General features: G+C 66.3%; 20 protein-coding genes and 1 tRNA gene. 12 read left to right on the top strand and 9 right to left on the bottom strand.

Annotated features, from left to right (window positions below):
* Positions 1-30: 30 nt before the first annotated feature.
* Complete coding sequence (locus tag G391_RS0106345) at positions 31-2,412, top strand: tetratricopeptide repeat protein (protein ID WP_029086774.1); 2,382 nt, start codon at positions 31-33, stop codon at positions 2,410-2,412.
* On the opposite strand, the gene G391_RS14065 is transcribed toward G391_RS0106345, so the two are convergent.
* Positions 2,387-2,974: a sigma-70 family RNA polymerase sigma factor gene (locus G391_RS14065; RefSeq protein WP_051257186.1), complete on the bottom strand. Its 588-nt coding sequence runs from the start codon at positions 2,972-2,974 to the stop codon at positions 2,387-2,389. The two genes, G391_RS0106345 and G391_RS14065, sit on opposite strands and share 26 nt — an antisense overlap.
* Before the next feature lie 157 nt (positions 2,975-3,131).
* Here G391_RS14065 and G391_RS0106335 point away from each other — a divergent pair, with 157 nt between their 5' ends.
* Positions 3,132-3,599, top strand: a complete 468-nt coding sequence (locus G391_RS0106335) for a hypothetical protein (protein ID WP_029086773.1) — start codon at positions 3,132-3,134, stop codon at positions 3,597-3,599.
* A gap of 4 nt (positions 3,600-3,603) precedes the next feature.
* On the opposite strand, the gene G391_RS0106330 is transcribed toward G391_RS0106335, so the two are convergent.
* Both G391_RS0106330 and G391_RS0106325 read right to left on the bottom strand, forming a co-directional pair.
* Positions 3,604-4,101: a hypothetical protein gene (locus tag G391_RS0106330; protein WP_029086772.1), complete on the bottom strand. Its 498-nt coding sequence runs from the start codon at positions 4,099-4,101 to the stop codon at positions 3,604-3,606.
* Between the two features lie 88 nt (positions 4,102-4,189).
* Positions 4,190-4,810 (bottom strand): thiamine phosphate synthase, encoded by a 621-nt coding sequence (locus tag G391_RS0106325; protein ID WP_084169160.1) that lies wholly within the window; start codon positions 4,808-4,810, stop codon positions 4,190-4,192.
* Between G391_RS0106325 and G391_RS0106315 the strand changes: the two genes are divergently transcribed.
* From G391_RS0106315 to G391_RS0106305, 3 genes are all read left to right on the top strand, one after another.
* On the top strand, positions 4,798-5,463 hold the full coding sequence (locus G391_RS0106315; protein WP_029086770.1) for a YggS family pyridoxal phosphate-dependent enzyme: 666 nt from the start codon (positions 4,798-4,800) through the stop codon (positions 5,461-5,463). The two genes, G391_RS0106325 and G391_RS0106315, sit on opposite strands and share 13 nt — an antisense overlap.
* 46 nt (positions 5,464-5,509) lie before the next feature.
* Complete coding sequence (locus tag G391_RS0106310; protein ID WP_029086769.1) at positions 5,510-6,196, top strand: response regulator transcription factor; 687 nt, start codon at positions 5,510-5,512, stop codon at positions 6,194-6,196.
* Positions 6,197-6,311: 115 nt separating this feature from the next.
* A complete protein-coding gene (locus G391_RS0106305; protein ID WP_029086768.1) occupies positions 6,312-8,114 on the top strand; it encodes an autotransporter domain-containing protein in 1,803 nt (600 codons plus the stop codon).
* A 61-nt stretch (positions 8,115-8,175) separates the two neighbouring features.
* On the opposite strand, the gene G391_RS0106300 is transcribed toward G391_RS0106305, so the two are convergent.
* The gene (locus G391_RS0106300) at positions 8,176-8,736 is read right to left on the bottom strand and encodes an NADPH-dependent FMN reductase (RefSeq protein WP_029086767.1); all 561 of its coding nucleotides are present in this window, start codon (positions 8,734-8,736) and stop codon (positions 8,176-8,178) included.
* Between the two features lie 140 nt (positions 8,737-8,876).
* Between G391_RS0106300 and G391_RS0106295 the strand changes: the two genes are divergently transcribed.
* Positions 8,877-9,332, top strand: coding sequence for a hypothetical protein (locus G391_RS0106295; RefSeq protein ID WP_156893870.1), 456 nt, complete (start codon positions 8,877-8,879; stop codon positions 9,330-9,332).
* Here the strand turns inward: G391_RS0106295 and G391_RS0106290 are convergent.
* On the bottom strand, positions 9,302-10,237 hold the full coding sequence (locus G391_RS0106290; RefSeq protein ID WP_029086765.1) for a LysR substrate-binding domain-containing protein: 936 nt from the start codon (positions 10,235-10,237) through the stop codon (positions 9,302-9,304). The two genes, G391_RS0106295 and G391_RS0106290, sit on opposite strands and share 31 nt — an antisense overlap.
* Before the next feature lie 116 nt (positions 10,238-10,353).
* Between G391_RS0106290 and G391_RS0106285 the strand changes: the two genes are divergently transcribed.
* Positions 10,354-11,220 (top strand): pirin family protein, encoded by an 867-nt coding sequence (locus G391_RS0106285; RefSeq protein WP_029086764.1) that lies wholly within the window; start codon positions 10,354-10,356, stop codon positions 11,218-11,220.
* 44 nt (positions 11,221-11,264) lie between these two features.
* On the opposite strand, the gene G391_RS0106280 is transcribed toward G391_RS0106285, so the two are convergent.
* The 4 genes from G391_RS0106280 to G391_RS14060 all read right to left on the bottom strand — a co-directional run bounded on the left by G391_RS0106280 (position 11,265) and on the right by G391_RS14060 (position 13,079).
* Positions 11,265-11,338 (bottom strand) — tRNA-Gly (locus G391_RS0106280).
* A 90-nt stretch (positions 11,339-11,428) separates the two neighbouring features.
* Positions 11,429-12,394 carry a TraB/GumN family protein gene (locus tag G391_RS0106275; protein ID WP_051257185.1) on the bottom strand — a complete coding sequence of 322 codons (966 nt, stop codon included), beginning with the start codon at positions 12,392-12,394 and terminating at the stop codon, positions 11,429-11,431.
* Between the two features lie 28 nt (positions 12,395-12,422).
* The gene (locus tag G391_RS0106270; protein WP_029086762.1) at positions 12,423-12,623 is read right to left on the bottom strand and encodes a helix-turn-helix transcriptional regulator; all 201 of its coding nucleotides are present in this window, start codon (positions 12,621-12,623) and stop codon (positions 12,423-12,425) included.
* Entirely contained in the window at positions 12,624-13,079 is a 456-nt protein-coding gene (locus G391_RS14060) for a hypothetical protein (protein ID WP_156893869.1), read from the bottom strand. It abuts the gene before it with no gap.
* Between the two features lie 341 nt (positions 13,080-13,420).
* On the opposite strand from G391_RS14060, the gene wecB reads away from it, so the two are divergent.
* The 5 genes from wecB to G391_RS0106235 all read left to right on the top strand — a co-directional run bounded on the left by wecB (position 13,421) and on the right by G391_RS0106235 (position 20,998).
* A complete protein-coding gene (gene wecB / locus G391_RS0106255; RefSeq protein WP_029086760.1) occupies positions 13,421-14,545 on the top strand; it encodes a non-hydrolyzing UDP-N-acetylglucosamine 2-epimerase in 1,125 nt (374 codons plus the stop codon).
* Positions 14,546-14,550: 5 nt separating this feature from the next.
* Positions 14,551-16,863 carry a glycosyl transferase family protein gene (locus G391_RS14055; RefSeq protein ID WP_051257182.1) on the top strand — a complete coding sequence of 771 codons (2,313 nt, stop codon included), beginning with the start codon at positions 14,551-14,553 and terminating at the stop codon, positions 16,861-16,863.
* Between the two features lie 44 nt (positions 16,864-16,907).
* Positions 16,908-17,675, top strand: coding sequence for a tetratricopeptide repeat protein (locus G391_RS0106245; protein ID WP_029086759.1), 768 nt, complete (start codon positions 16,908-16,910; stop codon positions 17,673-17,675).
* Between the two features lie 29 nt (positions 17,676-17,704).
* Positions 17,705-18,910, top strand: a complete 1,206-nt coding sequence (locus G391_RS0106240; protein ID WP_029086758.1) for an NfrA family protein — start codon at positions 17,705-17,707, stop codon at positions 18,908-18,910.
* Between the two features lie 300 nt (positions 18,911-19,210).
* A complete protein-coding gene (locus G391_RS0106235) occupies positions 19,211-20,998 on the top strand; it encodes an acyltransferase family protein (protein ID WP_245572052.1) in 1,788 nt (595 codons plus the stop codon).
* Positions 20,999-21,102: the final 104 nt, after the last annotated feature.

Raw genomic sequence — 21,102 nt, 5'->3', positions numbered from 1 at the left:
CCGTTCGTCCGCGTTTAACAGGGGGATGCGGTGGACTGGACGCGAGTTGAACAGGTCTTTGACGAGGCGATCGAGCTACCGCCCGAGGCGCGCGTCGACCATGTCCGCGCGACCCTTGTCGACGCGCCCGAGTTGCAAGCCGAGGTGCTTGGTCTGTTGAGCGCCGCAGAGGCGTCGGGCGAGTTTCTCGAAACACCGGCGTCGGACGTTTCAACGCTCGAAGCCGACGCACGCATCGGCGACTGGCGCATCGTCGCGCCCGTCGGCGCGGGCGGCATGGGTCAGGTCTACCGGGTCCAGCGCGCCGATGGGGCGTTCGAGCAGGATGGCGCCTTGAAGATCATGCGCGCGCTGCCGGCAGCCTACTGGGCCCGGTTTCAGGCCGAGCGCCAGATCCTGGCCAATCTGGAACATCCCGGCGTCGCTCGTCTGCTGGACGGCGGACTGGGACCGGACAACCGGCCCTTCATGGTCATGGAATACGTCGATGGCGCGCCGGTCGACGCCTGGGCCGCTTCCCGTAACCTGTCCGCCGACCAACGCGTGCATTTGATCCTCCAGGCAGCGGACGCCGTCGCCTACGCGAACGCCAAGTTGGTGGTCCACCGCGACATCAAGCCGTCCAATATTCTGGTCACCGAGGATGGACGCACGCGGCTGATCGACTTCGGCGTGGCGCGGCTGATGACAACGCCGGACGCCCGGCGAACCGAGACGCCGATCTCGATCGAATATGTCGCCCCCGAACTGCTCGAAGGCCAGACGGCGAGCGTCATGACCGACGTCTATGGTCTGGCGGCGACCCTGTACGAGCTGCTCAGCGGCCGCGCGCCGGTTCCTGTCCAGGGGGAGGCCGTGGCGATCGCGGTGCGTCGCATCGCCGAAGACATCCCGCCGCCTGTCTCTTCGGTGACCCGTCCCCGCATCCGCGATCGCGGACTTGCGCGGGATCTGGACGCCGTCCTCGCCAAGGCCCTGCGCAAGGAGCCGCGCGAGCGCTACTCGACGGTCGAGAGCTTCGCCGCCGATCTTCAGCGCGCCCTCGAACGGCAACCGGTCCAGGCGCGTTCCGGCGAGACAGGATACGCCATGCGGCGTTTCCTGCGCCGCCGCCGCTGGCCGATCGCGGCGGGTGTGGCGATCTTCGCCAGCCTGGCGGTCGGCCTGGGTCTGGCATTGGATCAGGCCGCCCGCGCCGAGCGTGAGCGCGATGCCGCCCGGCGTGAACAGGCCCGCATCGAGGCGGTCCAGCAGTACCTCTATTTCATGCTGCGCAACGCCGCCGAAACGGGCGGACCCGATGCCGACGCATCCCAGGTGCTCGACAATGCCGCGGCCCAGGTCATGGCCCAGTTCGAGACTGATCCTGAACAGGGCGGGCCGATCCTGAAAATGCTGGGCGAGCTCTATTTCTATCTCAACGACTATGAGGCGGCGGAGCCGATCCTGACTCGGCTGGTCGAGGCCGACCGGGTCGATCCCGCCCTGCGAGCTTCGGCGGCCTACGACCTGGGGCAGGTCCAGCTTCGACAGGGTGAACTGGACCGGGCCGCCGCGCTGTTGAACCAGGCCCAGACCTTCTGGAACAGCGATCCCGTCCGCTGGCGCTCTGAGATCGTCGCAAGCCGGCTGGTCGAGGCCCGCGTGCTGCGCGATCAGGGCGACGTCGAAGCGGCGGTCGCCCTATTGCAGGCCGCCCTGCCCCAGCGCATCGCCATCAGCGGTGCCAATGACCGGGAAACCGGCGTCATGCACAATGACCTCGGCGTGATGCTGACGGCGGCAGGCCGCCCCGAGGAGGCGATGCCGTCGTTCCGGGCGGCTCTGGCCGTGTGGCGGGCGACGGGGCTGGAGAACAGTCCGGACGCCCTGAACACCCTCAACAATCTTGCGGCGCTCGAGGTGCTGTCGGGACGTCCCGGGCAGGCCGAACCCCTGTTCCGGCGCGCGGTGGAGATCCGCCGGCGCTATTACGGTGCCTCCGCCGCCACGGCGGCCCTGCTGTCGAACTACGGCAAAACCCTGGTCCAGTTGGACCGGGCCGAGGAGGCCGTCCCCGTCCTCCAGGAAGCCGCCGACATGGCGCGCGCCACGGCAGGGCCAGGAAGCCTGCACTTCGCCTCCGCGACCGCCGGCCTCAGCGAGGCCCTGCTCAAGGCCGGGCGCGCGGACGACGCGGCCCGGGTGGCTGAATCCGGTCTGAATGACGTGCGCGCCGCGCTGGGGTCAGGACATCCCGGCGTCGGTGTCGCCGCCGTCGGTCTGGGCCGCGTGCGCGCTGCCCAGGGACGTGACGTCGAAGCGCGGGCCTTGCTGGATGAGGCGCAAACCGCCCTGACGCCACTCGGGCCGGCCGCCGCGTCCCAGATCCGCGCCATCGAACAGATTAGGACGCAATACGGATTGGAATGACGCCCTCTTCCGGCGGCGTGTCGCACAGTTCCTTGAACAGCCAGGCCCGCGCCTTGACCCAGTCGCGCCGGATGGTGCGGTCGGTCACGCCCATGATCCGCGCCGCCTGCTCCTCGCTGTAGCCCGCGAAGAAACGCAGCTCGACCACCTGGGCCAGGCGGGGGCTGTGGCCGTTCAGCCGGGCCAGCGCCTCATCCAGTTCGACCAGCCGGTCGTCGCTTTCCCAGAAGGGCTCGATATCGTCGGTCAGGGCGTCGATCTTGCCGCTGCCGCGCTTAGCCGCCATGCGGGCACGGGCGTGGTCCACCAGCACATGACGCATCGCCAGGGCCGCCGCGTGCAGGAAATGGTCGTCGTCCATCCAGCCTTCGCTGCGCCGCAGTTTCAGCCAGGCCTCGCTGATCAGGGCGGTCGTTCTCAGGGTTTCGCCCGCGCGCACCCGAAAGCGCTCGCGGCTGGCGATGCGGCGCAGTTCGCCCCAAAGCTCGGGCGCCAGTCGATCCGCAGCCGCCCGAACCGCCGACGGCGGCCTGTAGCTGTGTTCGATAGGCTGTACGCTCATACCTGTTGACCCCACTGTCCTCGAAAGAACCCGGATACCTTATCCCCGATCAGGCCCCCAAGGCCAGAGTGTCGGTTCCTGACGGCCTGTCGCCTGGCGGATGTCCGGATTGGCTGGCCGGCTGCGTAGTCCCGTTTGAAAAACCGGAGGATCACAGATGAAAGCGTCCCACCTGCTCGTCGCCACGACCCTGAGCGCCCTCATCGCCGCTTGCGGCCAGCAAACCTCAAACAATGGCGAGGCGACCGGCTCGACCTCGGACGCCGCGACCGCCGAAGCGGCTGCGGCTCCGCCGGGCACAGACCCGGAGCTGGCGGCGGCCCTGCGATGCTGGGGCTATACGCGCGCCTCCTTCTACCTGCACCAGGCGTCACCCGAGATGGCCGCCGACATCCCCTCGGCCACCCAGTTGCAGTTCGAGGGATGGTGGGATCGGGCGCTTCGGCTGGCCTACGCCCAGGACATGACCGTTTCAGAGTTTGACGCCCTGCGAGACGAGATCACCTTCCCGACGACGGCGCTGTTCAACCGCGAATTCCGGCTGGAGGCGGTCGCACCCATGCAGGCCTGTATCGACACCTCGCCCGAGATTCAGCTCGATCAACCGTCCCTGCGGGACGAATGACGGATCATTCGGGCGTTCGCTCGAAGGTCACCGTGATCGGCGCGTCCATGTTCGGCGACTGATAGGTCCCCGTCCGCAGGGCGTCGCCGGCCACCGGCATATCCAGCACATGGGGCAGTCCATCTGCGCCCGGCCGCAGGATCAGCCGAACCCAACCCTGGCGAACAAACGAATCTGGATCGAGCTGACCGCCCAGATCGATGAATTCACAGTCTTCGGCCGCCGGTCGCGGCAAGGGCATTTCGATCCCGCAGAACGGCTGGAACAGGACATAGCTGCCCTCAACCAGATCGCCGTCATGGATCAGATGCAGCCCCATCACCGCCGCATCGGCCGGGTCGCCTGCGCGGACGATCCGCCAGCCGCCTTGCAGCGGGCCGGCGGGGGTGAGGCGACCCGTGTCCTCGCCGTGGCCTGACGGGTCGGGCCGTGGGCGCTTCTGGGCCAGGGCAGGCGTCGCCGCCAGAATCAAGCACGACAGGCCAAGGATGAATGTCCGCATGTCAGCGTCTCCTGCGAAGGGGGTTCAACTGACTGAACGCAAACCGGCCCCCTCAGCGGACAGGGGACACGCCCGCATTGCTCCGGTTTCAGATCCCCCCGACGGCCGCCAGGCCGCAGGCCCCGCTGTCGGCCAGCGCCGGCGCCGTTTCGCGTGTGACGCCGCCCAGGGCATAGACCGGCAGACCGACGCCCTGCGTCCATGCCCTGAACCGATCAACCCCCAGGGGCGCGCCGGCAGACGGGCTGCGGCTGGCAAACACCGGCGACAGCAGCGCGGCGTCCAGTCCCGCCTGGCCGGCGATCGCCAACGCGGCGAGCGAATGGGCGCTCCCGGTCAGCCGCCACCCCGGCCGCCGCGCCCGGACCGCCACCGCCTGTCCCAGGTTTCGTTCCGGCAGATGCAGGCCATCCGCCCCAAGGTCGCCGGCGAGCTCCTCATCGGCACCGACGAGCAAGGTCAAGCCGCGCGCCCAGCAGACCTCGGCCAGGCGCGCGCCCACAGCCCTCTGGTCCGCGCGCCCGAACGCCCGGAACACCACTCCCGCTCCCGGCGGCAGGCGCGCCGCCTGAATCCACGGTTCCGGCGTCCGCTCCGGGTCGGTCAGGAACAATAGGGGCGGCAAGGCGCGCGCGCCGGGGTTGGCGGCGGCCCAGGCCAGACCTAGATCATAGGCCGTCGCAAAGAGCGGATTCGATGACCAGTCCAAACCAGGCCCTTTCGGCCGTTCGCCACAAGATCGCGCGCGCCGCCCGCGCGGCCGGACGCAATCCCGACGATGTGACCCTGACCGCCGTTTGCAAGCAACAGCCCTGGGACCATATCGCTCCGGTTCTCGACGCCGGCCAGCGCATTTTCGGGGAAAACCGGGTTCAAGAAGCGCAAGCCCGTTGGACAGAGCGTCGCGCCAACATTCCCGATCTTCAACTGCGCCTCATCGGTCCCTTGCAATCCAACAAGGCGCGCGAAGCCGTCGCCCTGTTCGACGCCATTGAAACCCTGGATCGCGAATCACTGGCTGTCGCCCTCGCGCGCGACATCGCCGCCCAAGGACGCTCCCCTGAACTGTTGATCCAGGTCAATACGGGCGAGGAGCCCCAGAAGTCCGGTGTGATTCCGGCCCAGGCCGACGCCTTCATCGCCCGCTGCCGTGAGGTCCATGGCCTGACGATTTCCGGCCTCATGTGCATTCCGCCCGCCAATGAGGAGCCGGCGATGCACTTTGCCTTGCTGGGCAAGATCGCGCGCCGCAACGGCCTGGCCCAACTGTCGATGGGCATGAGCGGCGACTATGAGGCGGCTGTTCGCCATGGGGCCACCTCTGTTCGCGTCGGCTCGGCCCTGTTCGGAGATCGCGACTGATGCCGATCCGTTTGCGCCGGGCGATGGAAGCGTCCACATAAGGCCCATGGCCCAGGCGACCTCCCTCCTCATTATCGACGACGATATCGACCTGCGCGAGGCGCTGGCCGAACAGCTCGAATTGTCCGGCGAGTTTTCGGTCGAACAGGTCGGCACCGGCCTGGACGGCGTGAAGAAGGGTTCCGAAGGCCGGGCTGAGTTGATCCTGCTGGATGTTGACCTGCCCGACATCAATGGGCGCGAAGTCTGTCGGCGTCTGCGCGAGGCCGGCGTCCGCTCGCCCATCGTCATGCTGACAGGCGAAGACGGCGAAAAAGAAACCATCGGCGGGCTCGAGGCCGGGGCCACCGACTATGTGACCAAGCCCTTTCGTTTTGCCGTGCTGCTGGCCCGCATCCGCGCCCATCTGCGCAATGTCGAACAGTCCGAAGAGGCCGTCTTCCGCATCGGCCCTTATCAATTCCGCCCGGCCCAGAAATCCCTGACGGACGAAAAGGACAAGCGGATCCGCCTGACCGACAAGGAAACCTCGATCCTCAAATATCTGCTGCGCGCGCGGGGAGAAGCCGTGGCCCGTGAGGAGCTCTTGGCCGAGGTCTGGGGCTACAACGCCGGGGTCACGACCCACACCCTGGAAACCCACATCTATCGTCTGCGGCAAAAGATCGAGCCCGGCAAAGGTCATGCCCGCCTGCTGATCACCGACGGCGGCGGCTATCGCCTTCAGGCATAGGCGCAACACCAAGCCAAAATTATATCTGACCTTCCCCTACGGCACCTTGCTTGGCGGGACGAAGCGGGCACATTGCGCATCCAGGGACCGCTGTTAGACGGTCGGGAGGATTCACATGCGCATCAAGCTCACCTTGGCGGCCTCAACGCTCGCCCTCGGCCTGGCCATGGCCGGCACCGCTTCGGCCCAGACCTACGGCCGTATCATCACCTTCGGTGACAGCCTGTCGGACAACGGCAACCTGTACTCGGTCTTTGCCACACCGACCTCGCCGCCCAACTACCAGGGGCGCTTCTCCAATGGTCCGGTCTGGACGGAGCTTCTGGGTTGGACCCAATCTCGGTACACCGGCCCGGCGACGGGCAGCTACAACGGGGCCTTTGGCGGGGCCCGGGCCGACAACTTTGTTGCTCTCCCGCCTGGTCTGGCCGCTCAGATTGCAGTCTATCGCTCGGCCCCGCTCAACGGCACCTTCGACGCCGACGACCTGGTGACGATCTGGGCCGGAGCCAATGACATCTTCCAGACCATGCCGATCGCCGGCGGAGGGGCCAATCCGTTCGGCGACATGACGACCGCGTCGGTGACGGCCGCCAGCTTTGTCGGGGCTGCCGTCAATACGGTGTCCACGGCCGGTGCCGGTACCGTTCTGGTCGCCAACCTGCCCAACCTGGGCACGACACCGGAATTCCGCGGCACCTCCGCCCAGGCCCTGGCCACCCATTCCACGAATGTGTTCAACGCGGCCCTTTATGCCCAGCTCTCCGCCCAGGCTGCGGCACACCCGAATACCAACATCATCTTCATGGACGTCAACCGGGCCTTTGATGTGCTGCTCGGCGCGCCGGGTCGCTTCGGCTTCACCAATGTGACCAACCGCTGCCTGGTCGCCGGGGTGCCCTGTGCCACGCCTGACACCTATGTCTTCTGGGACGGCGTCCATCCGACCGCTGCGGGTCATCGTCTGGTGGCGAGCCTCGCCACCGACTACCTCTACTACGGCAACTTCGGGGCGCATTCGGCCCTCCAGGGTGAGATCGCCGTGCGCGCCCGGGCCGATGGCCTGGATGCCGTCACCGGTCGTCTAGGCACCGGCTCGGCTGAGCCGGAAGCCGGTGGCCTGTACATGGGCCTCACCTACGAGCAGTCCGAGTTTGACGCCCGCGACGTCGTGCCCGGCGGCGATATGACAGGCGGCAGCCTGATCGTCGGGGCCGACGGCGACCTGGCCCCCGGTCTGCGGGCCGGGGCGGCCCTGCAAATGCGTACCGGCGATGCCGAGGTCGGCCTGGTCAACTTCACCGCCGAGGGGGCCGCGCTGGATGCCTATCTCGGCTGGCGTGAGGGGTCTTTCTTCGTCAACGCCGCCGCCGGCTATAGCTGGGACCAGTACGAAGATATTCGCCGTCAGACCGCCACGCCGGGCATTGTGGCTCAGTCGACGACCAATGGCTCGTCCTTCGGGGCCAAGGTCGAAGGCGGCATGATCTTTGACGCCGGGGGCCTGGCCTTTGTGCCGCGCGTCGGCGTGTCGTGGATCTCCACCACCGTCGACGGCTATGTCGAAGAGAACGCCTTCGGGGCCCAGCACCAGATCAATGAGCGCAACATTGATGCGGTCGCGGGCGAAGTTGTCCTGCGCGTCGAAGGCGATATGGGCGGCATGTCCTTCTGGGGTGAAGGCGGATATCGCGACGTGCTCAGCCACGACGCCGACGATGCCATCATCGGACTGGCCGGCAACACTGCCACGCCTCAGCACATCCACGCTGAAGACCCCGACGGCGGACAGGCTCTGCTTGGGGCCGGTCTGGCCACCCACTGGGGGCCGGCAGAGATTGCGGTCGGCTATCGCGGTCGCATCGGAGAGTCCTACAACACCCACCAGGGCGGGGTTGAGGTGACGCTCCGCTTCTAGCGGCACCCCTCCATCAGAAAACAGGCCCTGTCGGATCGCTCCGGCAGGGCCTTTTCTTTGATCAGCCCCCGGCTTTCTGACGACAGAACTCTGCGAACCCGGCCATGAACTCGGTCAACATCCGCTCAGTCTCGGGGTCCGTCAGCCGGCCCTGATCGTCAAAGGCGGTGCCCCCACCGCCCAGCAGAAAACGCCCGCCGAACCACGGGTCGGTCTTGAGCAGCCTCAACACCGGCAACCAGGCCGCCTGAGCCATCACCGTCCCGAACCGTCCCCCCGACACACCGATCACCGCCGTCGGGCGACCGCCGAACACCCGCTCGATGTCCGAGCCCGGACGGCTCATCCAGTCGATGGCGTTCTTGAAGACACCGGGGATCGAGTTGTTGTACTCGGGCGAAACCAGCAACAGGCCGTCGCTACCGGCCACCTGGTCCTTCAGCGTCTCAACTGCCGAAGGAATGCCTTGGTCCCGCTCGACGTCGCCGTCATAGAGGGGAACCCCTCGGATCGACCCTTCGATCAGTTCAACCCCGGCCGGGCACAGACGGCCAGCCTCCTGCAGGAGCTTCGTATTCAACGACCCCGCCCGCAGGCTTCCTGACAGTCCGATCAGCTTCATCTTCGCTCCGAGACTTGCGCTTGGTGGATGCTCCCACAAATCGCCGGCCAACTGAAACCATGCCGGCGCAGAGGCGGATGACCGGATTCAGTCGCCGTTCTCGTATCCTGAACCAGGACCTCAGAAACAAGGACAACTTGATGTCAGTACGCACCCTGTCCGCTGTTGGCCTCGCCGTGTCGGCCATAGGGCTGGCCGCCTGTGGAGGCGAAAGGCAAGCCTCCGCGCCCGACGCCGACGATGCCTCGCCCCCGACACAAGCGGCACCTGCGCAAGAGCCCGCCGCCCCGACGCTTGCATCGGCCACCCGTGAGGACGTCGCCGACGCGATCGGCTGCCACCTCATTGTCTCGTCGGCCATGGCCGCGCAAATGACCGGACAGGACGTCTCGACGCGGCGCTATGGCCCCAGCCTGCGCTACTGGCACGCCCAGATCGAACCGCGCACCCAGGCCGCCGGCCTTTCGGAAGCAGAGGCCCAGACCGTCCGCGAGGAAGTGGTCATCGAGGGATCGTGGGGCTTCCACGCAGACAATGCCGAGTCCGTGGCCCGGCTGGATCGCTGCTACAACGAAACCCCACCCGGCGCTCCGTAGTCCCGGCCTCGCCACTGGGCGCAGCCTTCCACCAGAAAATCCACCAGGCTGCGCACCGACGGCAACAGCCCCCGACGCGACGGATAGACGACGTGGACGATCCACGGTCGGGGTCGCCACGCCGGCAGCAGGTCAACCAGTCGCCCGGCCTTCAGATCGTCCTGCACGGCGATCATCGGCAAAAGCCCCGTCCCAAGTCCGGCCAGCGCCCCCGCGTGCAGCATGGCCAGATCATCTGTGACCAGCCGCGGCGAATGCCGCACCGTCGCCGTCATCCCCTCCGCATGGAACAGGGACCAGACCGGGTCGGCCTTCCACGGACCAAAATCCAGGCTGGGCCACCCCGCCAGGTCTGATGGCCCGGCCGGCTTGCCCAGCCGTTCCAACAGAGCCGGCGTCGCCACCAGACAGTGCTGGCTGTCGTCCAGCTTGCGCATGACCAGATCGCTGGCCTCCAGCGGAGGTTCCCGCACGCGGATGGCCAGGTCGAACCCTTCGGCCACCACATCGACGCGCCGGGTCGTGCTTTCCAGCTGGATGTCCACCTCGGGGTAGCGAGCCATGAAGCGCGCGATCAGCTCGCCCACCTGATAGGCGACCAAGCCCGGCGGACAGGCCAGCCGCACCCGACCCCTGGGCGCCCCGGTCGCCCGGTCCACCACCTCCCGCGCCGCCTCCGCCTCGACCATCATGGCACGGCCATGCTGGTAGAAGGCCTGGCCAACTTCCGTCACCGAAAACCGCCGCGAGGTCCGCTGGATCAGTCGCACGGCCAGCTCATCTTCCAGCGCCGCGATCCGCCGGCTTAGCCGCGATTTCGGAATCCCCAGCGCCCGCCCGGCCGCCGCAAAGCCGCCGTGGTCGACCACCTGAACAAAGAAATACAGGTCGTTGAGATCCATCATCGTCCTATTTTTAGAACGCTAGAGTGCAGATTGATAGTCTTTCACTGTGACCGTTCCGCATTCATATCCCTGGCAACGTGATCGGCACCGCCGATCCATGCACAAGGAGACAAGCCATGAAGAAGGTTCTGGGACGCTACGGCAACGACCGCGGCCATTGGGTCGGCGACGGCTTTCCCGTCCGGTCGCTGTTTTCTTACAACGGCACCGGCAATCGGATGAGCCCGTTCCTGCTGCTCGACTATGCCGGGCCGCACAACTTTGAACCCACCGATAGCCGCCGCGGCGTGGGCCAGCATCCGCACCGCGGGTTCGAGACTGTCACCATCGTTTACGATGGCGAGGTCGAGCACCGGGATTCCACCGGCCAGGGCGGCATCATCGGCCCGGGCGACGTTCAGTGGATGACGGCGGGTGGCGGTATCCTCCATGAGGAGTTCCACTCCCCGACGTTCGGCAAGACAGGCGGCCCGTTCCGCATGGTCCAGCTGTGGGTCAATCTGCCGGCCAAGGACAAGATGACGGCCCCCGGCTATCAGGGCATCCTCAACGCCGAGATCCCGACTGTGACCCTGTCCGACAACGCCGGCACGGCCCGGATCATCGCCGGTGAGCTGGATGGGGCCAAGGGACCGGCCCGCACCTTCACGCCGATCAATGTGTGGGATGTACGCCTGAACCGCGATGCCGAGACGACCCTGGCCATCCCGGACGGTCACACCGGCATCGTCGTGGTCCTGAACGGTCACGTCACCGTCAACGGCGACCAGCCCGCCGGGTCCGCCGAGGCTCTGCTGCTGGATGTCGATGGCGCGGGCGTCACCCTCAAGGCCGATGCCGACAGCACCATCCTGATGCTCTCGGGCGAGCCCATCGCCGAGCCCATCGTCGGCTACGGCCCGTTCGTGATGAACACCGAGGATGAAATCCGTCAGGCGATCAACGACTTCAACTCCGGCCGCTTCGGCCAGATCGCCGCCTAGACGACAAGAGCCCCGCCGGATCGCTCCGGCGGGGCTCTGAATTCTGGAGCGGGTGAAGGGAATCGAACCCTCGTCGTCAGCTTGGGAAGCTGCTGCTCTACCATTGAGCTACACCCGCATTGGGCTCCTCCTAGATCGGCGCGCATCCGGCGGCAATGAAAAAGGCGGCGGATCGCTCCGCCGCCTCATTCGTCCAGGGTTCGGGCGATTACTGCACCCGTTCGACCCGCACGCCCTGGGCCTCAAGCTGGGCCTGGACGCTGTCCGGCCCGGCCAGATGCAGAGCCCCGACCGCCATGAAGACGGTCCCGTCCCCGGCCAGTTCTTGCTGAATCTGCCCGACCCAGTCGGCGTTCCGGCGCGTCAGGATGACTTCATAGATCGTCGGATACTCGGCCTTCAGATCATCCCCGCCCAGGGCGTAGAGGGTGTCGGGGTCGCCCGCCGACCAGGCGCTTGCCATCTGATCGAGCAGGGCCACGCCCTGTTCATAATTCTCCAGCGTCGAGCGCAGGAAATCCAGCTCGTCCTCGGGCGACAGATTGGCGAAGAACATCAGTTGCTGCTCCATCGTCTCCAGGCCGTGGATCGGCTTGCCCGCCTCCAGGGCATGACCGCGCAGCACCACATCAACGCCGGCCTCAGGGTCAAAGCCCGCCTGAACCAACGGAGCCACCGCAAGGTTGATCGCCGCCAGCCAGGGCCGCATCGGGTCCATCGCCACACCGGACAGGCCCATCGCCTGGGCGGCACGGTCCAGCTCAGCAAACTCATCGGCCGACAGTCGGCTGGAGAGCGGCGTCTGCGGCGACAGGCCGTGCTGCATGATCAGGGGCGTCGCAGCCGCCTGGTCCTGTGGATCCTCGATCTCCAGCCACAGGGCCTCGGACGCATTGAAGGCCTCAGTCACCGCCGGCGTCATCCAGTCGTTTCCGGGCCGCAGCAGATGCACCGTGCCGAACAGATAGATGGTCGAATCCGCATCGCGCACGACCCACAGGGCCGGACGAGTGGCCTCGGCCGACACGACCGCCTCCTCCTGAATCAGATCGGCGGTGCGCGCCAGGGCCGCGTCCGGGATGGCGGAAAACACCAGGCCCAGGCCAAGCCCGGCCCCGACCGCGGCCCGGCTCAACTGGGCGGCTCCGGCCAGGAACTGTGAAAGTAAGGACATAGGCGACTCCATAGGTGCGACGGGCGGTTCAGACCGCCTCCTCGTCGTGAAAAATCGACTCGATCGGCAGATCGAAGGTGCGGGCAATCTTGAACGCCAGGGGCAGCGACGGATCGTATCGCCCCGTCTCCAGCGCATTGACCGTCTGGCGCGACACGCCCAAAGCCACCGCCAGATCGGCCTGACTCCAGTCGCGTTCGGCTCGCAGAACCTTGAGACGGTTTTTCATCTAGCGGCTCTTCCACAGCCACCAGTACAGCCAGGCCAGGCTGTAACCGATCAACAGGGTGAAGACGACGATGAAGCCGCCGGTGGCCACATAGCCGGCCGGACCCGCATGCAGACCCGGCCACAACGGCACCTGAAGGTCAGGACGCTCAAGCAGGAAGAACAACCCCACGATCAGCGGCAACAGCGCGACATTGCCGCCCCAGAACCAGGCCCATTTGTGAGCCTCCCGAGCCGCCTCATCGAGGCGACGCCAATACATGGCAACCAGCCACACCCCCACGGCCATCAGCCCCGCAACGACCAGGCCCATCAGGATCAGACTCCCGACAGACGCCTCGCGCGACATGGCCGCATAGATGCCGACGGTGGCTCCCAGGCCGAGCGACAGACCCAGCAGGGCAACGAGCCAGCGCCAGGGTGCAATCTGTTTTGCCGCCACAGCGGACCTCACCACGAACGATTTATTGAGGACGATGCGGCATCTGTAGGTGTGAAGATGAACACTTGTCAAGCACCCTAGACATAACGACAAGGTCGCTTACCGCCTCGAAGCCGGTTGAAGCACCCGGAAGTTGCGCCATCAGGCTGACTCTTCCTGACTCCACGGGCGTCAGCCCCTCACGAAATCGTGAAAATCCCTCATAAGGCATCGTATCGGGCGATCACGCCTTCGTGATGAACGCCAGACAACAGAGTAATCAGGTTCAGTCCATGCCGGGTGCGTCAAACGGTCACGTCAAGACGGTCAGGGTCCGCCAGGGGGGTGGCCTCTCCCGTCTTCCCAAGGGGGTTGACGTGAAAGTCGCCATCGTGGCCGGAACCCGGCCGGAGGTCATCAAGCTGGCACCTGTGCGTGCCGCGCTCATGGAACGCCAAGGCTTCGAGCCCGTATGGATTTCCACCGAGCAGCAATCCAGCCTGAACAGCCAGACCCTTGAGGTCATGGGTGTCCAGCCTGACCTGGTGCTGGCCCCGCCCTCACCTGATCGGTCCCTCGGCGGGCGTTTCGCCGAGGTCATGGACCGCCTCGATGGGGCCTTCGGCATCCTCGATCCCGATTTCGTTCTGGTTCAGGGTGACACCTCGACCACGGCGGCCGGGGCCATGGCCGCCTTCGCGCGCCGCATCCCGATCGGCCATGTCGAAGCGGGCCTTCGCACCTTCGACCTGGATCGTCCGTTCCCCGAAGAGGGATGGCGCTGTGTGGTCGGCCAACTGGCCAGCCTGCATTTCGCCCCGACCCAGGCGGCCGCCTCCAACCTGATCCGCACCGGCGTCGCGCCGTCCAAGGTCCATGTCACCGGCAACACCGGCATCGACAGCGTGCGCCTGACCGGCGACCGGGTCCGTCCCGAGCCTCTGACCAACGGTCTGCGCCGGGTTCTGGTCACCATGCACCGCCGGGAAAACTGGGAGGGGTCGCTGGACCGCATCCTGTCGACCCTGGTTCGCCTGCGCGATCACATCGACGACATCGAGATCGTCTTCGTGGCCCACGCGAATCCGCTCCTGCGCCAGCGCGTCTTCGCCTATCTGGGCGAACAGTCGCGTATCCGTATCGTAGGTCCCTTGGACTATCTGTCCTTTATCTCCTTCCTCAAGAGCGCCACCCTGATCCTGTCGGATTCCGGCGGCGTGCAGGAAGAGGCCCCCTCGTTTGGCGTGCCGGTCCTGGTCCTGCGGGAATCGACCGAGCGTATGGAGGCCGTTGAGGCCGGCGTGGCCCGGCTGGTCGGCGTCGACCCCGACGTCGTGCTCCAGACCTCGACGCGCCTGCTTCTGAACGAGGCCGAACGTCAGCAGATGGTTCGCACCGTCTCGCCCTTCGGGGACGGCCACGCGGCCCGCCGCATCGTCGATGTGCTCCAGAGCGCCCCGCTATCCCAGCATGACTTCGCCCAGATCCGGGCGGCGGTCTGATCGCGATGGAACCCTCAATCGTTCAAGACGTCCAGACGGTCTGGACCGACAGTACCACCTGGCTGGCGGCGCACGGCGTCACCGGCGAGGCTGCGGTCGGCTGGCTCACCGCCTACTGGGGCTTCATCCAGTGGTCGATCATGGTGTCGGCTGTCCTGATCCTGATCTCGTCGATCGACGACCTGTTCATCGACCTGGCCTACTGGACGCGGCTGATCGTGCGCTTCTTCACCTTCTGGGATCGACCGCCGCCTCAGAAATGGCTCGACCGTCACCCCCAGAAGCGTATCGCCATCATGGTGCCTGCCTGGCAGGAATCCGATGTCATCGCCAACATGGTGGCGAACACCAACAAGTCCTTTGACTATGGCCCCTTCGACATCTTTGTCGGGGTCTACGCCAACGATGCCGACACCCGCCGCGAGGTCGAAAAGATCCGCCGCAGGTTCCCCAACGTCCACAGGGCCGAGGTGCCGCATGACGGCCCGACATCCAAGGCTGACTGCCTGAACTGGCTGGTCCAGAACATCCTGCTGCACGAAGAGCGCACGGGCGAACGCTTCGACGTCTTCCTCATGCACGATGCCGAGGACGTGGTGCATCCCTACGGCCTCAAGACGGTGAACTGGTTCATCGACGAGGCCGCCATGATCCAGATGCCGGTGCTGTCGATGCAGCGTCCGTGGAACCGCCTGGTGGCCTGCCACTACATGGACGAGTTCGCCGAGTTCCACACCAAGGACCTGCCGGTTCGCTCTGCCCTGACGCGCATGACGCCGTCCGCCGGTGTCGCCACGGCCTTCCATCGGGCGGCCATGCTGGCCCTGGTGCGCGAGAAGAACGGCCTGCCCTTCAACACCGACAGCCTGACCGAAGACTATGATGTCGGCCATCGCCTGGCCTCGATGGGTTTCCCTTCGGAATTCGTTCGCTACCACGCCCGCATCAAGCGCGAGCGCAAGGCCTGGTTCCGCAAGGGCAAGGTCACCCACTATCCGCGCGAACTGGTCGCGACCAAGGAGTTCTTCCCCGACAAGTTCTCCACCTCGGTCCGCCAGAAGGCGCGCTGGATGCTCGGCATCTCGATCATGGGCTGGGCCCAGCTCGGCTGGTTCGGCTCGCTGGTCAACCGCTACTACCTGTTCCGCGACCGCAAGACGCTGTTCACGGCCCCGACCGGGATGTTCGGCTACTTCATCGTCGTGCAGGTGCTCGGCTACTGGGGCCTCAAGCTGTTCTGGCCCGAGGTCGTCGACCTGCCGCCCGTGATCGAACACGACTGGGTATGGCTGATCGTCTCGATCAACTTCTTCTTCCTGGTCAACCGGATCATTCACCGGGCCTGGTTCACCGGCATCAACCATGGCATTGCCCATGTGCCGCTGACGCCGATCCGCATCGTCGTGTCCAACCTGATCTCGTTCGGCTCCTTCTGGCGGGCCAGCCGTCAGTATCTGGGCCACCTGATCACCGGCCGCCCGATCGCCTGGGACAAGACCCAGCACGCCTATCCCTCACTGTCTGAGCTTCAGCAGGGCTCAGGCCGCCTGGGCGAAACCCTGCGCTTCTGGAACGCCCTGTCCGAAGAGGACCTGAACCGCGCGCTCGCCGCCCAGAGGAATCTCTACCGTCCGCTGGGCCTGATGCTGCTCGATCTGGGGGCTACTGACGACGAGCACCTGGCCGAGGCCTTCGCCGAACACGGCGAAACCTATGCCTCCATGTTCGATCCCTTCCAGATCGAGCCGGACGTGCGCAACCTGCTGACCGTCGACGAAGCGCGTCGCTTCGGGGCGGTGCCGCTCCGCCGTCAGGGGGGCTCGCTCGACGTGGCTGTGGCCGAGCCGATGCCGCCCGCCCTGCGTCAGGAAATGGAGCGCCTGATCGGTCGACGCGGCGTCAAGGGGGTGCGAGTTCTGTTCGCGCCGCTCTCGGACGTGGCCTTTGCCCTGCGGTTCGCCTGGAGCCAGGACCCCTTCACCCAGGTTCGTAGCCGGCTCAGCCAGATGCGTCGCAACGGGGATATTGACGCCTCGCGTGAGGCCCTGCTCTGGCGCTCGGTGCGCGCCGGCTATGTCCGCCTGGGCGATCTGCTGGTCCGTGAAGGCGTCATCAGCCATGCCGACCTCCAGACGGCCCTGTCCGCGGCCCGCCGCAACGGTCGCCATCTTGGGGAAACCCTGGTGTCGATGAACCTCGCCACCAGCGCCGCCGTCGATGCCGCCCTGCAGCGCCAGAAGTCCGCCGGATGGGTCAATGAGGCCCTGGCGCGCGCCCTGGCCGAGGCACCCGCCGACGAATTTCACACTGTGAGTTAGCCCGTGTCCGTGTCATCGTTTAATTTCCAGAGAGGAGCCCGTCCATGAGTGGTCCCGCCCATCTGATCGGAATGACCGCCGCCGCCGCGGTTCTGTCCTATGCGCCGGCCATTGCTTCGGTTGATTTCGATCCGTCGTCGCAAGCCGCCGCCCAGGCCTATGCCCACTACACCTCCGGCAATGCGGAGGCGGCCGTCACTTCGTCTTTGCGGGCCGTCGAGGAAGACCCGTCCAACCTCGACTACCGGCTGCTGCTGGCGGATTCCCTGACCCTCGCGGGCCGTCCGAGCGAGACCCTGGAGGTGCTGGTGCCCCTGCGTGACGAGCGGGACTATCGCATCCAGACCCGGCTGGCCCAGGCCGCCTGGGACAGCGATGAGCCCGAACTGGCCGCCCAGGCCTTCCTGTCCGCGGCGGATCTCGCCGAGGGCCCGGAATCGCGGGCCTATCTGTCGCGCGCTGCGGTCCTGTCCCTGCTTCAGGCCAATCGTCGCGAGGAGGCTGCGCGGGTCTTTGACCACGCCTGGGCCGGACAGTTCCTGCAAGGCTACGATTCCCTCGACACCGCCAATGTCGCCCTGGCCGTCGGTCGCGATGCCCAGGCCCTGTGGGCCTTTGAAGACGCGCAGCGTTACGCCGCCTTGCCGGGCCGCGCCGCGCTCGACGCCGGCTATGCCGCTCAGCGTCTGGGGCTCGAAGACTGGGCGACCTCCTACTTCAGCCGCGCCCTGGCCGACTGGCCCGCTGATGTCGGCTCGGAACAGCGGGCCCAGATCCAGGCCTTCGTCCAACAACAAACCTACGGCTCCTGAGCCCCGCCATTCCGTACAAGGACAATCCCATGCGCCATCGTCTGATTGCCCCTCTTGGCCTGGTCACAGCCCTGGTCGTCGGAGGCCCCGCCCTGGCCCAGACTGCGGACGCCGCCGTCGACCAGGCCAGCGATGCCTCGGCCACAGTTCAGGACGCCGACAGCCGCGCCTATGCCTCGCGGCTCAACATCCTCAACCTGGTCGAACAGGGCCGGATCGATGAGGCGCGGGCCGCCTTCGACGCCGATTGGGCCGCCGGTATCCTGCCGGGGCCGGCCCCGCTTGATGCCGCCAATATCGCGGTGTCCGTCGGGCGCGACGCCGAGGCCCAGGCCGCCTTTCGTCAGGCCGACGCCCAGACACCCCTGTCGGGGGCCACGGCCCTGAATGCCGGCTACAGCGCGCGGCGCATCGGCGATGACGCCACCGCCATCTACTGGTTCGAACGCGGCCTCGACACCTGGCCGACCGATCCCGCCTTCGACGATCAGCGTCGGTTCGAGATCCGCCGGGAGATTGAAACGCTTCAGCGGGTCTGGGGCGCGTCCGCTTCGGTGTCCTACGGCTCGACCTCGACCACCTCGTCGGGGATCGTCGGGGCCGACACCGTGGTTCAGGCCGGTGGCGAGGTCTATCGCCGCATTGGTGGCTACAACAACGGTCGCACGCTGGATGTCTTCGGTCGGGTGTTCACCACCCTGGACTCCGATGTCGGCGGTCCGACCGGCGGCGACACCACCCAGGGATGGGTCGGGGTCCGGTACCGACCTCTGTCCGAAACCAATCTGATCCTTGAGGCCAGCCGCATGATCGCATTGGGCGATCTGGCGCGGGATGACTGGATGCTGCGCGCCGCCTGGTCGGCCGAGGATGGCAGCGATCTGCGCTTTGACCGCACCAGCTGGCCCGCCTGGCGCCTCTATGGCGACGTGGCTCATCTGGTCGATGCCGAACAGACCCTGGGTGTGGCCGAGGCCCGTCTGGGTCGGGCCTGGCGCACGACCGACCGCGATGTCGTGACGCCGTTTGTGACCGTTCGGGGCTATTATGACAGCGCCTTGGCCGACGAATTCGCCGCCGGGGCTGGTCCGGGTGTGTCCTGGCGTCATTGGTTCCGCGAGCGTGGCCAGGCGGCCCCGGCCTCGTGGATCGAGTTCGTGCTGGGCTATCAGTTCAGCCTCTCGGGCGATGCCCGTGGCGAGGGGACCTTCATCGGGGTCAATCTCAGCTACTAGGTTCAATCGGCATCCAGGTCGATTGTGCTTTTGAATACAGATGCTTTGGTCATGGCCGGGCGTGCCCCGGCCACCCATCACCGCGGTCGTCCACCAAACGACTGCCGCTGTTCCGACATCAACACGACTTGAGACTCAACGCGGTGATGGGGTCCCGGCGCAAGGCCGGGAACGATGGCTCTTTGAATGTCGATTGAACCCAGGACCGCGCGCCACATTGGGGCCGGAAACACAGGCCAATTGACGCGGGATCACGAAACCGTGATCATAGGCCCTTCTCCTCCCCGTGACTGACTGCCCGTGACAACACCTGCCACGCCTTCTGCACGCCGTGCTGACCTGGACTGGATCCGGGTGATGGCGTTCGGCCTGTTGATCCTGTTCCATACGGCGCTCGTCTATTCGCCCTACGATTGGCACGTCCAGTCGGAACACCGCCTCTCCTGGATGCCCCAGCTTCTGACGCTGACGGGTCCGTGGCGGCTGACGCTGCTGTTTCTGGTGTCGGGTGCCGCCATGAGCTTCCTCACCGCGCGGCGCACCCCCGGACAGGTGCTCAAGGCCCGGTTCGAGCGACTTGGCCCGCCGCTGTTGATGGGCGTTCTGCTGCTTGTCTCCATCCAGTCGTGGATTGAGGCCATGGACAACGGCTGGTGGGGGGCGGACTACCTCGGCTGGCTCGGCCATGAGTTCGGCCCCGAGGGTTTGATGGACGGCGTGCCGTTCAACCATCTCTGGTTCGTCAATTACATCGCCGCCTACAGCGTGGTCGTCGTCCTGCTGATGCTCAGGCCCGGTCTGATCGAACGATTGGCCGGCTGGCTGGCCCCTCTGGTAGCGGGCGCGCGCGTAGTTTGGGTGCCCTTGCTCTATCTGGTGGCGATCCGCCTGACGCTCTATCCCCTTTTCGGCAGCACAAACGCGCTGGTCGGCGACTGGTACAACCATGCCCAGTCGCTCGGGGCCTTCCTGTTCGGCTTCCTTCTGGCCCGTCATGAGCCGCTCTGGCAGGCGCTGGAACACTACCGTCGCCTGACGCTGTTTATCGCCCTGGCCGTGCTGCCGGTGCTGGTATTCCAGGCGGGCTATTTCCCCAACAACATCGCCTATGACGCCGCCAAATTCGCCATCCAGGCGACCTATCAGTGGGCCGTCATCGCTACCATCCTCGGCTACGGCAGCCGCTACCTTCGCCAGAAGGACGGTCCCGTCCTGCGCTATCTGACCGACGCGGTCTTCCCCCTGTACCTGGCCCACCAGACCATTCTGGTCGTCGCCGTGTGGCTGATCCGACCGGCGGGCCTGGCCCCGCTGCTTGAGGCCACCATCCTGGGGATCATCACCTTCGGTGGCAGCCTGCTGATCTATGAAGTCGTGCGTCGTGTCGGATGGCTGCGCCCGGTCTGGGGCCTCAAGCCTTTCCCGCCGGCCCGTCCACCCGCGCCCTTCACCGGACGCCGCCGGTTGCTGATGGTCGGGGCCACCGCCCCCTTGCTGGTGCTGATCGTCTTTCTCGTCTCCGTCGCGGCCTACCCCGGTTTTGATCATGCCAGCCAGTATCTGTCCGAGCTGGGTGGAGCCGATGCCCGCTACCCCGAGATCTTCAACGTCGGGGTATTCATCTCCGGCGTCATGGCGGCCCTGACCGGCATCGGCATCGGCTGGGCCCTCATGGCCCTGACCGGCGCACGGATCACCGGCCTGATGACCGCCGCCGCCTTCCTCCTGGCCGGCTACGGCCTGTCCGCCTCCAGCCTCTATCCCTGGCCAGACCCACGCCACATGGTGATTTCTCTGGGCCTGGGCATTCAGATCGCGCCGTTGCTGATCCTCTGGGGCCTGCGCGAGCGCCGGGACGTTCCGCGCCTGAAAGCCTTTCTGATCAGCGCCTTTGCGGTGATGGCGGTCCTGACCCTGTTCACCAAACACCTGGTCCTGCCCGGCACGGTCAATGATCTGAATGTCGGCTGGTGGGAGACGGCCTATGCCACGGTCCTGATCGGGTGGGCCGGGGTGGCCGCCGTCCTGCTCGAACGCGCGGTCCGCCACGAGGCGACCAACCGCGGTTCGGTCACAATCCCGGCCTGAAAAAAGTCACCCTTTTCACGATTCTGTGATTGCGCTTCACGAACTCGTGATGCACATAGTGAATCCATGCTGCGCCGCAGCAGCGTCCGCTGCCTCCCCCCCGG

It is taken from the genome of Brevundimonas aveniformis DSM 17977 (assembly GCF_000428765.1).
GTDB classification, from domain to species: domain Bacteria; phylum Pseudomonadota; class Alphaproteobacteria; order Caulobacterales; family Caulobacteraceae; genus Brevundimonas; species Brevundimonas aveniformis.
Note: the sequence above shows the minus strand (reverse complement) of the source record. Positions and strands in the feature narration are given on the sequence as shown.

Excerpts from the sequence above, each read along its gene's own strand:
- G391_RS14065 (WP_051257186.1), bottom strand. The coding sequence starts at position 2,974 with ATGAGCGTACAGCCTATCGAACACAGCTACAGGCCGCCGTCGGCGGTT.
- G391_RS0106335 (WP_029086773.1), top strand. The coding sequence starts at position 3,132 with ATGAAAGCGTCCCACCTGCTCGTCGCCACGACCCTGAGCGCCCTCATC.
- G391_RS0106330 (WP_029086772.1), bottom strand. The coding sequence starts at position 4,101 with ATGCGGACATTCATCCTTGGCCTGTCGTGCTTGATTCTGGCGGCGACG.
- G391_RS0106315 (WP_029086770.1), top strand. The coding sequence starts at position 4,798 with ATGACCAGTCCAAACCAGGCCCTTTCGGCCGTTCGCCACAAGATCGCG.
- G391_RS0106310 (WP_029086769.1), top strand. The coding sequence starts at position 5,510 with ATGGCCCAGGCGACCTCCCTCCTCATTATCGACGACGATATCGACCTG.
- G391_RS0106305 (WP_029086768.1), top strand. The coding sequence starts at position 6,312 with ATGCGCATCAAGCTCACCTTGGCGGCCTCAACGCTCGCCCTCGGCCTG.
- G391_RS0106300 (WP_029086767.1), bottom strand. The coding sequence starts at position 8,736 with ATGAAGCTGATCGGACTGTCAGGAAGCCTGCGGGCGGGGTCGTTGAAT.
- G391_RS0106295 (WP_156893870.1), top strand. The coding sequence starts at position 8,877 with ATGTCAGTACGCACCCTGTCCGCTGTTGGCCTCGCCGTGTCGGCCATA.
- G391_RS0106290 (WP_029086765.1), bottom strand. The coding sequence starts at position 10,237 with ATGATGGATCTCAACGACCTGTATTTCTTTGTTCAGGTGGTCGACCAC.
- G391_RS0106285 (WP_029086764.1), top strand. The coding sequence starts at position 10,354 with ATGAAGAAGGTTCTGGGACGCTACGGCAACGACCGCGGCCATTGGGTC.
- G391_RS0106275 (WP_051257185.1), bottom strand. The coding sequence starts at position 12,394 with ATGTCCTTACTTTCACAGTTCCTGGCCGGAGCCGCCCAGTTGAGCCGG.
- G391_RS0106270 (WP_029086762.1), bottom strand. The coding sequence starts at position 12,623 with ATGAAAAACCGTCTCAAGGTTCTGCGAGCCGAACGCGACTGGAGTCAG.
- G391_RS14055 (WP_051257182.1), top strand. The coding sequence starts at position 14,551 with ATGGAACCCTCAATCGTTCAAGACGTCCAGACGGTCTGGACCGACAGT.
- G391_RS0106245 (WP_029086759.1), top strand. The coding sequence starts at position 16,908 with ATGAGTGGTCCCGCCCATCTGATCGGAATGACCGCCGCCGCCGCGGTT.
- G391_RS0106240 (WP_029086758.1), top strand. The coding sequence starts at position 17,705 with ATGCGCCATCGTCTGATTGCCCCTCTTGGCCTGGTCACAGCCCTGGTC.